Source organism: Pseudomonas sp. AP19 (genome assembly GCF_001728855.1).
Taxonomy (GTDB): domain Bacteria; phylum Pseudomonadota; class Gammaproteobacteria; order Pseudomonadales; family Pseudomonadaceae; genus Aquipseudomonas; species Aquipseudomonas fluorescens.
The window spans coordinates 43,630-53,849 of sequence record NZ_LXJP01000049.1 but is presented as its reverse complement, the minus strand read 5'-3'; the positions used below and the strand labels follow the sequence as shown (position 1 = coordinate 53,849).

The 10,220-nt window shown below is 56.9% G+C and carries 7 protein-coding genes and 1 rRNA gene; 3 read left to right on the top strand and 5 right to left on the bottom strand.

Annotation, left to right across the window (positions count from 1 at the left end):
- Positions 1 to 100: 100 nt before the first annotated feature.
- A 5S ribosomal RNA gene (gene rrf, locus A7D21_RS26380) occupies positions 101 to 216 on the top strand.
- 491 nt (positions 217 to 707) lie between these two features.
- Positions 708 to 2,588 carry a methyl-accepting chemotaxis protein gene (locus A7D21_RS26375; RefSeq protein ID WP_053253707.1) on the top strand — a complete coding sequence of 627 codons (1,881 nt, stop codon included), beginning with the start codon at positions 708 to 710 and terminating at the stop codon, positions 2,586 to 2,588.
- A 39-nt stretch (positions 2,589 to 2,627) separates the two neighbouring features.
- Here A7D21_RS26375 and A7D21_RS26370 read toward each other — a convergent pair whose 3' ends face one another.
- The 5 genes from A7D21_RS26370 to A7D21_RS26350 form a co-directional block, all read right to left on the bottom strand.
- Complete coding sequence (locus A7D21_RS26370; RefSeq protein WP_053253708.1) at positions 2,628 to 3,086, bottom strand: SRPBCC family protein; 459 nt, start codon at positions 3,084 to 3,086, stop codon at positions 2,628 to 2,630.
- Between the two features lie 18 nt (positions 3,087 to 3,104).
- Positions 3,105 to 6,482, bottom strand: a complete 3,378-nt coding sequence (locus A7D21_RS26365) for an amino acid adenylation domain-containing protein (RefSeq protein ID WP_069553064.1) — start codon at positions 6,480 to 6,482, stop codon at positions 3,105 to 3,107.
- A complete protein-coding gene (locus tag A7D21_RS26360; RefSeq protein ID WP_069553063.1) occupies positions 6,479 to 7,426 on the bottom strand; it encodes a diiron oxygenase in 948 nt (315 codons plus the stop codon). Before A7D21_RS26360 ends, A7D21_RS26365 begins: the two co-directional genes overlap by 4 nt.
- Complete coding sequence (locus A7D21_RS26355; RefSeq protein WP_053253711.1) at positions 7,423 to 8,181, bottom strand: DUF3050 domain-containing protein; 759 nt, start codon at positions 8,179 to 8,181, stop codon at positions 7,423 to 7,425. Before A7D21_RS26355 ends, A7D21_RS26360 begins: the two co-directional genes overlap by 4 nt.
- Positions 8,182 to 8,564: 383 nt before the next feature.
- A complete protein-coding gene (locus A7D21_RS26350) occupies positions 8,565 to 9,275 on the bottom strand; it encodes a GntR family transcriptional regulator (RefSeq protein ID WP_069553062.1) in 711 nt (236 codons plus the stop codon).
- 249 nt (positions 9,276 to 9,524) lie between these two features.
- Here A7D21_RS26350 and lapG point away from each other — a divergent pair, with 249 nt between their 5' ends.
- Positions 9,525 to 10,217 carry a cysteine protease LapG gene (lapG, locus tag A7D21_RS26345; RefSeq protein WP_053253713.1) on the top strand — a complete coding sequence of 231 codons (693 nt, stop codon included), beginning with the start codon at positions 9,525 to 9,527 and terminating at the stop codon, positions 10,215 to 10,217.
- The last annotated feature ends 3 nt before the right edge of the window (positions 10,218 to 10,220 follow it).

The window sequence follows — 10,220 nt, the reverse complement described above, 5'->3', positions numbered from 1 at the left end:
AAAACCCCTGTTTGCTAACGCAGACAGGGGTTTTGTTTATGTAGAAGTCCATGAATTTCACTGGTGTGTTGCTGATGCAACGTACTGGTACACAGAATTTCTTGACGACCATAGAGCATTGGAACCACCTGATCCCATCCCGAACTCAGCAGTGAAACGATGCATCGCCGATGGTAGTGTGGGGTTTCCCCATGTGAGAGTAGGTCATCGTCAAGATTAAATTCCGAAACCCCTGTCTGCTAACGCAGACAGGGGTTTTGTCGTTTAGAGGGTTTGATAATTGACCTGCTCTTGCTGCTGACTATTGATCGGTATTAAGAGGCAAGCATCAACGATGCTAAGCGTTCTCTGCATCTATCCATCTCTATACCCGACATCGCACTGCCAAGTCGCAAGCTGTCCCAGGCAGCTACAACGCGACGAACCCCCATTTATCCATCTCAACCACGTCTGGCAGATAGGCACTCTTTCGCTGAAACCATCGAAAGCAGCGGGACAGGTATCTGTGCTGAAGCTCTACCACTGGTCGTTTTCCTACTCAAAACGACGATGGATCTCACAAATTTCTAAGATTTATTCCGTCCTGGCCGAAAGCCTGATGAGCCATGCGTGCACCGAAATAGAGCGACCTGAGAGTCTGCCTATCCCGTTACATGGAATGTTCCACTCGGCACGCTCACCCCCCTTTGGCAAAAGAAGTCGATGAAATGAATCTCAAGTTCAGTCATAAAATTCTACTGGCCGCGTCAGGCGTCGTGGTTTTGGCCTTCGCGTTATTCACGCTCTACAACGACTACCTGCAGCGCAGCACGATCAAGCAAAACCTCGAGTCGTCTATCCAGCAATCGGGCGAGCTCACGGCCAGCAGTGTGCAGAACTGGCTCAGTGGGCGCATCTTGGTGCTCGAAAGTCTGGCGCAAAACGTTGCCCATCAGGGGAGTGGTGCCGACCTTCCAGGGCTGGTCGACCAGCCTGCATTCACCTCAAACTTCCAATTCACCTATGTCGGTCAAACCAATGGTGTGTTCACCCAGCGCCCTGACGCGAAGATGCCTGACGGTTACGACCCACGTCAGCGACCTTGGTACAAGCAAGCGGTGGCTGCCGATAAAACCATGCTCACCCCGCCTTACATGGCCGCAGTGGGTGGTCAGATCGTAACCATCGCTCTGCCAGTCAAAAAGAACGGTGAGCTGCTGGGTGTGGTCGGTGGTGACCTGAGTTTGCAAACCCTGGTGAAGATCATCAACTCGGTGGACTTTGGCGGCATCGGCCATGCGTTTCTGGTCAGTGCGGATGGTCAGGTGATCGTCAGTCCTGACCAGGACCAGGTGATGAAAAACCTCAAGGACATCTACCCAGGCACCAGTCTTCGTATTGAGAAGGTCAGTCAGGATGTCGTCTTAAACGGTCAGGACCGCATTCTGTCGTTCACGCCGATCAGCGGTTTGCCGGGTGCAGACTGGTACATCGGTCTCTCGATCGACAAGGACAAAGCCTACGCACCACTGGGTAAATTCCGTACTTCAGCGTTGATTGCCATGTTGATTGCTGTGGTGGCGATTGCGGTGCTGTTGAGCTTGCTGATTCAAGTACTGTTGCGCCCGCTGACCACCATGGGTGTTGCCATGCAGGACATTGCCCAGGGTGAAGGCGATTTGACTCGCCGCTTGGACGTGACCAGTAAGGATGAGTTTGGCGAGGTCGGCAGTGCTTTCAACCAGTTCGTCGAGCGTATCCACGCCTCCATTTCCGAAGTCTCTTCGGCAACACGTCAGGTACACGACCTGTCGCAGCGTGTCATGGCGTCTTCCAATGCGTCGATTATCGGCTCGGACGAACAAAGCGCACGTACCAACAGCGTAGCTGCAGCGATCAACGAGCTGGGTGCCGCCACCCAGGAAATCGCGCGCAACGCGGCCGATGCTTCGCAGCACGCCAGTGGTGCCAGTGAACAAGCAGACGACGGGCGCAAGGTCGTGGAAAAAACCATCCTGGCAATGTCGGAACTGTCGCAAAAGATCAGCCTGTCCTGCACGCAGATCGAAACCCTCAACGCCAGCACCGACAACATTGGTCACATTCTCGATGTGATCAAAGGTATCTCCCAGCAAACCAACTTGTTAGCGCTCAATGCCGCGATCGAAGCTGCCCGTGCCGGGGAAGCCGGGCGTGGGTTTGCCGTGGTTGCCGATGAGGTGCGTAACCTGGCTCACCGTACCCAGGAGTCTGCGGAAGAGATCCACAAAATGATCACTTCGTTGCAAGTGGGTTCGCGTGAAGCGGTGACCACCATGAACGCCAGCCAGACCTCCAGCGAAGAAAGCGTTGAAGTGGCCAACCAGGCCGGTGAGCGCCTGGTCAGCGTGACGCAGCGAATCGTCGAGATCGATGGCATGAACCAATCGGTTGCTGCCGCCACCGAGGAGCAGACGGCGGTGGTTGAAACCCTCAACGTGGATATCAACCAGATCAATCTGCTGAACCAGCAAGGCGTGGCCAATCTCAACGAAACGCTTAAGGACTGCGATGCGCTGTCCCAGCAGGCCAGCCGCCTGAAGCAATTGGTCGACAGCTTCAAAATCTGATCCACGTTATGCAGGGGCGAAGCCTTTCGCTCCTGCTGATCAGCCAAGCATCTTTCGCACATTCTCCAGGGCGCTGTCGGCGAAGGCTTGAACAAACTGTTCAAACTCCGCCTGCGGTGTATCGACCGGTTCGCCAATCAGTGTCCAGATCGCCCTGGAGTATCCCGCGCCAAGCGCTTGCACACTCATTGCGGCCCACAGTTGGGCGACACCCAACGTGTTGTAGAGGGTGGTCCAGGTCATGCACATCGCGTCGTCGTTTCGGCTGTTGAGCTGCTCAACGACACAATGCCCGTCATGGAAAAATTTCGTACGCAGTGCGCCTACACCTGTGCCGGTCATTTCGATGTGCGAAAGGGCGGGAATGAAGGCATCAAATTCCGCAAAGTTGCCTACCACGCTCCATAGGCGGGCGGCTTCGCACGCGACGTCGACAGACGCCTTCAAGGGGGAGCCATTCGGGTTGCGGATCAATGTATCGGGTTGCAGCAATTTCATAAGGGTGTCCTGAAACGGTCAGAGAAAGCCGATGGCGCTGAGGTGATCGCAGCCCCTGCGCAACAGCGTCGCGTCCTTTTGCGGGTATCGCTCGCCCATGGCTTCCACACCTTGGCGGGCGTTCTCGTGACAAATCATCGAGATGTCGCTGATGTCTTCGGCAAGGTCATCCAGATAGAAACCCAGCACACCAAACAGGGCGTTATCGCGACCCACCGTGTGTAGCTCTCGTTGCCAGTGTGCAACGCTCACCCGTTCGAAGTGATGGCCCGCCTGGCTGAAAGCATCCAGATAGTGATCCCAGCTCAAGGGTTGCGGGTTATGCAGGTTGAATACGTTTTGCCCGACCGCAGATTGGCCGCAGTGGAACGCGACAAAACGGGCAAAAAAATCCACCGGCATCAGGTCGAAGTTCACGTTCAGGCGTGGCGCCATACCTAATTGCAATGAGCCTTTGAGCATCAGCATCAGGCGATTGTTTTGCGGCTGGCAGACTCCGCTGCGGCTGTTGAAGGCGATGTTGCCCGGGCGATAGATGTTCACCCAGGCACCTTGTTCGACCGCACGCCCCAACAGCCGCTCGGCGACCCATTTGGACAGGTTATAGCCATTCTTGAGGTAGAGCGGCAACGTGGCCACCGCCGGTGTTTCGAGGATGTACCCTTGGGCGTTGATGCTGCTGCAAGCCGACAGCGTCGAGATGAAATTGAAGACTTTTTTGCAGTGGGTTTCACACAGTCGCAGGCACTCCAGTACCGGTTCGACGTTGTCCCTGGCCAGTGACGCATAATCCATCACATGATTGACCCGCGCTGCGTTGTGCACCAACACGCCATGGCTGCGAGCGATTCGCTCATACACATCGCAGGCCAGGCCCAGACGAGGCTGGCTGATATCGGCGGCGTATACCTGCACCCGGCTCATGTCCAAATGCTCCAGGCGATACTCGTGTAATGCCTGGGTAAACCGCGCCATGGCGCACTGGCCCGGCTGTTCACGCACCAGGCATGTCACCTCCAGTGCTCCCCCTGCCAACAACGCTTCGACGAGATGCACGCCGACAAAACTGTTGGCGCCTGTGACGATCACCTTGCGCAGATCGCCAATGCGATGTTCGTGCAGCATTTGTATATTCAGCGCCTGCGAAGCATCTTGCTCCACCTGGCCTGACGGTACTTCAGGTGTCGCGCCGTCCTCCATCAGTGCAGTGAGCGTACGAATCGTCGGAGCTTCAAAGAAACGGTTCAATGAGAGGCTGCGGCCAAACGCTTCGCGCAGTCGCAGCAGCAGGGTCGACAGCAGGATGGAATGACCGCCCAAATTGAAAAAGCTGTCATCAATTGAAAAGTCATCGCCGGGTATATCCAGCAACTCGCTCCATAACGTCACCAGACGCGTTTGCAGAGGTGTTTGCGCAGGTCGGCGGTGTGAGTGGGGCCTGGCGTGCTTCGGCAGCGCCAGTAAGGCCACGCGGTCGATCTTGCCATGGGTGGTGCGCGGCATCGTGGGTAACTCAGTCCACACCGCGGGCTGCATGTAATCCGGCAGCCACTGCTGTGCATGTCGCTTGAGGCCCGCCACCGTGGCGCCCGATTCGGGCTGGGCGACAACGCAGAGAATCCTGCGATCACCATCGATCACCACGGCCACCTGACGGAATAATCGACTGGCGCTCAGGCACTGTTCGATCTCCTGGGGCTCGACTCGAAAGCCACGGATCTTCACCTGGTCATCCCGCCGGCCACCCAGCTCGATACCGTCCGGCATCCATTTCGCCAGGTCACCGCTGCGGTAAGCCTGCAGTGTCTGGCCATCAGGCAGTGTCACCACCACGAACGGGTTTTCGACCTGCTGCGGCGCGTTCACATACCCCAGGCTTATGCCGGGGCCGATGATGTACAGATCGCCCATTACCTGTTCATCCACGGGTTGCAGCGTGTCGTCGAGGATCAACACTTGGCTGTTTGCGATGGGGTGGCCGATGTTGCGGTTGCTGTCACCGGGTTGAAACGTCCGGTGGGTGACCAGCACCGTGCTCTCGGTAGGGCCGTAGAGGTTGTGCACTTGGCACTGGCTCGCCAATCGTTCGATCACAGACGGCTCGCAGGCATCACCACCGGTCAACAGATGGCTGAGGCCCAACGGCTCCTCCAACGGCAGAATGCTGAGGAGCGCGGGCGGCAGAAAGGCATGGCTGATGGGCTGACGGCGAATCAGCTCGACCAACTGATGAGGATCGCGTTGCTGGGCTTCACTCGGGACGATCAACTCGGCACCGGCTATCAGAGCAGGGAAAATATCAATCAACGAGGAGTCGAAACTCAGCGGCGAAAATTGCAGCACACGGCTCTGTTCGTCCAGCGCCAGGCGAGTAGCGAACCAGGCGGTGAAATGCGCAAGGTTGCGTTGACTCAGCAGTACGCCCTTCGGTTGGCCAGTGGTGCCCGAGGTGAAAAGCGCGATGCAGGGTGCTTCGATGCTGGGGTGATGGTGCATCAAGGGTTGCGTGGGGTCGGCCAGGACGGGGTCGACAGTACAGACATTCAGGGCAATGAAATGGTCGCGCAGAGGGTGCTGGCCATCATCGAGCAACAGCCTGGCCTTAGTGCTTTGCAGCATGGCTTGATGGCGCGGTGACGGATGTTCCGGCGCCAGTGGCAGGTAAACCGCACCGCACCCCAATACCGCGAGAATACTGGCGTACAGCTCGACAGATTTTTGCAGACACACGCCGACCACCGGGGGCGACTCAATGCCCTCCAATAACGGGCGCAGGCGTTGCTGGATCGACAGGGCTCGCTGGTGTAATTGGCGGTAGCTGAGCCTGTCGCCCGCGATGTTCAGCGCCGTTCGTTCTGCGAAGGCATAAAGACTGGTCTGTAGCCGTTCGATGATCGGTACTTGGGCGGCCTGCAGCAGCGCCGGCTGCGCAGTGCGATTGAATCGATGCAGAAATGCCAGTGCGTCCAGCCCTTTCAAGCTGTGCTCGGGCCACGTATTGGCGGTGGTTACGGCCGTGAAGAGCGCGGTGTCCCTTGCGAAGCCGCTGATCAGCAAGGCGATCCATTCGACCAATGTGTTCGTCGCTTGCCGGCGCAGACGTTGGCCGTTGCCGCTGGGCTCCTCGGCAACGTCCTGCACCGCCAGCACACGCTGGTCATGGGCATAGCAACGCAACTGCACAGAGGGAAGCCCGTAGTCGGTCACCGGGCCGATACCCAGGCGCAGGCTTAACCCTAGAGCGTTGTCGGAACGTGTGGGCGGTGGTTGGCTGCCGTCCTCAATGAGCACATCAACGGCTTCTGTTGCGCTGACATGCCCGTATTGTTCCAACGTTTGCCTGACCGCCTCCAGGGCCTCGCTGGTGCCGCTCCATCCAATCCTCAAGCGTCTCATGCCGGCCTCCGCGTGTCGGGGAGATAGTCGCTCAGGGCACGGGCCACGCTGGGTGTGCTCAGCACGCCGCTCTGGTGCAGGAACCCCATGATGTTGCCGAGCAGCGGATGCTGGCGGGTGATGGGAAAGTCCAGCGCCGCGACTTCATCCCGCAGCGCCTGTCGGGTATCGCCGCTGACATCCAGGTGTTCGATCAGCTGTAGATCGAAGCCTTTTTGCAGGTCATTGGTCAGGTAATGCATCAAAAAAAACGGCAGGATTTCCGCGATGCTATCGCGATCGCCCGGGGTTGCCGCCTGCCAGTAGAGACGCACCAATTGCGTCCAGAACTGTGCATGGCGCCCTTCGTCAAACAAGTGATCGGCCATCAGGCCACGGATGGATGGCTTGACACTGTCGTCCTTGGAAAACGCCGCTACGGCATGGGTTACGGTGTTTTCGGCGATGGCTACGCCAATCAACTCCACGGCATCGCGCAGGTGTGGCGCTGCCATTGCACACGCGGCGGGCAGGGCGCGGCTCAGTTCGATTTGCGCGGGCAGATCGAGCGGTTGGATGCCGGTCATTTCCACGGTCTGTTGCAGGAAATCCAGTGCAACCAGCGCGTGGTAGTCCTCATCCACCACGATGGTCATCGCATCCACGCGACAGGCGAGAGGGAAGGGCAACGAGAAGCGATTCTTGGCGATACTACGGGCGGTCTTGTCGACGATTTCGGTTTCGAAGATCACCACATCATTGATGAATTTGTAGAAGCTTTGCACCAGCACAAAGTCGCGCCACTGCGGGCAGTGTTCGAGAAAGGTCGCATTGAGTACCAGCGGCTGCCGACACAGCGGGTAGATCAATCTGTCATCGTTTTCGAGCAAGCGCCGAGGGCGGGTTCGGACAGTTGCCCGGCGTTCCCAGTCTTCGGCAAAGGAGCGGTAGTGCGCGGCAATCATGATTGCACCTCTTGCAACGAGGCCCGTACGTCGTCCCACAAGCTGAGTCGACTTTCTACGGCGTCGAGCGCGTAGTCATCTGCCTGGTTTTGACGCGCCGGGTCTGCGTCGATCAGGCGGTCAAGCACAGCCTCTGCCCCTGGCCCATGTTCCTGGGAGTCCAGCGCGATGTGACGGCTGAGGTAGTGGCATAAGGTCGGTGCCTGGCGCTCAATCAATGGGTTGCCGTGCAGAATGCGTTCGAACATCGACGGTATGACACTCTCGCGGCCATGCAAGAAGGCCGCAGCCACGCAGTGTGTGGGTGCGTTCAGTGCGATCTGCAACGTGGTATCTACGAAGCGAGCTACGCCTGGCAGGACGTTGACCAACTGCAAGGCAACGCTCGCCGGCACGCCCTGACGCTGCAGCTCAATGAAGCGCCGAACAGGGATGGTGCTGGCGCCGACTTCAGCCATGGCTTCCAGATACAGTTCAAAGTGGCTGCAAGCGCCTCGTGTCGGGTGTTCATCCGACTCTTCGCCGAGCACGATTTCATTAATGAGGCGTGCGGCGAGTGGGTCTGTCGGTGGGAGCCAGGGTAATTGCGTGCAGGTCAGATCCTGCTGCAGGCGTTTGGTCAGTGCCATGAAGTCCCAGACGGCAAACACATGGTGTTCCATGAAAAGTTGTAACTTGTTAAGTGTAGTTATTTCAGTAAATAACGGATGGCTGCATAACTGCAGTTTTTTTTGTTCAAGTAAGTGTTGGTGCATGGTTGACGCCTATAAGTTGTTGCGACTGTTCTGGAAACAGTGATGAGGTGTTTAATTCAATATGAAAAGTTGGCGTTTTAGCCCCAGCGCACGTGCAGCGGTGGACGGACGCAGGTCCGCGCCGCGGTACGAAGTGTGTGTTTTATTCGGGGCGGATAATAATCTGACTAAACGTTTTGATGAGCGTGTAAATGTATTAGAAGTTTTTTCGAGAGATAATTGCTGTGAATGCGTTACTTGATGGGTTGTCGGATGTTTCCTTGCGACGAGCGGGTTTATTTAAGTTGAGTTGTTGGGGCTGGCGTATGCCTGTGCGGAGGCTCCCTGATGGAACAGGAGTACCGCACTGTATGGGTAAGGTGTAGGCACAGCGCTTTAGAAGTTTACCGCGCGCTATTCTTTTCGTTGGCTTCAAGACTATTGAGATAAGTGGAGATCACCTCCATCCCGCGCGTCAGGTGATTGCGCAGCGTCAGAATACTTTCCTCGACTTTTTTCTGCGCGACCAGGCTCAACAGTTCACGGTGGTCTTCCTGAGACGTCTCGCCCAGCCCCATTGCCTCGAGGTTGAAGCGCAGAAAACGCTCTTCCTCGTTCAAACCATGCTCAACCAATTTGAGCAGCCGCTGGTTCGGCGCTTTGCCATACAGCGCCATGTGGAACAGGCGATTGAGTCGGCCAATCTCGGAATAGTCTTTCTCGCGTTCCAGGGCATGGATGCAGGCGTCGGCTTGCGCAATATCCGCATCGGTGAGCCGCGGAATCGATAAGCGCAGCGCTTCGGATTCCAGCAACATGCGCAGTGCATAGGTCTCGGCCGAATTATCTTCGATCAACGGCGCAACCACGGCGCCTTTGTGGGTCACCACATGCAGTAAGGATTGAGCTTCCAATTGGCGCAGGGCTTCTCGCACAGGCATGCGGCTGACGCCGAACAGGCTGGCCAGTTCTTGCTGGCGCATCGCGGTACCACAGGGCAAGCGACCATCGAGAATGGCATTGCGCAACGTTTCTTCAATAACGGCGCGAGCAAGATGGGCTGGGATAGGCCCGCTGATTTTGATGCTGCTTAAAGGGTTCGGCTTCTGCGTCACGGTTACGCTATCCTCCTTGCTTGAATAAAGTGTGTTTAATTGGATCCAATGCACACTAAAGATGGGTCACACACTTGTCAAACAGCCAGGGTTTCAGTTTGTAAGGGCTTACGGGATGTACTTTATGCATCCCACAAGGGGCGTTTATAAATTCGGGCCGCTTATGAATGATTGCACTGTGCCATTGTTTTTTGGTGGTTGAAGCTTCACCATCCCTGAAATTCCGTCTCTCTTCACGGACTGAACGCCTTGGCGGTAAGTTTTATTCCCTCTCGAATAGTGTGCTGGCTACTTTCAGCGACTTTGTTGGCTGGCTTGATGCCCGGCGGGCTGCATGCCGATTGGGATTTCTCTCAGATCAGCCGCAAAGCCACCGCTTTGTATGGGCCGCTGGGGGAGGGACAGCAGCGTATCGATGCCTGGCAGCGGCTGCTGGCGACCGAAAAGAAGGTCGACGAACAGGAGCAACTCAAGGTCGTGAACCTGTTCTTCAACAAGCAAATGACTTATGTGGAAGACATCGACTTGTGGCACGTGGTCGACTATTGGGAGACCCCTATCGAAGCGCTGTGGAAAGGTGCCGGAGATTGTGAGGACTACGCAATCGCCAAGTATTTCAGCCTGCGTCACCTGGGCGTCTCCAGCGACAAATTGCGCATTACGTACGTCAAGGCCTTGCGTCAGAATCGCGCGCATATGGTGCTGACGTATTATCCGACCCCCGAAGCCATCCCGCTGGTGCTCGACAGCCTGATGGACGAGATTCTGCCGGCGACCCGCCGTACCGACCTGGTCCCGGTGTACTCATTCAACGCCGAGGGCTTGTACCTGCCCGGCGCCAAGGGCAACAAGAAAGTCGGTGACACCAAACGCTTGTCGCGCTGGCAGGATGTGTTGAGAAAAATGCGTGCGGAAGGCTTCCCGGCCGAGCCTGCCAACTAGGAG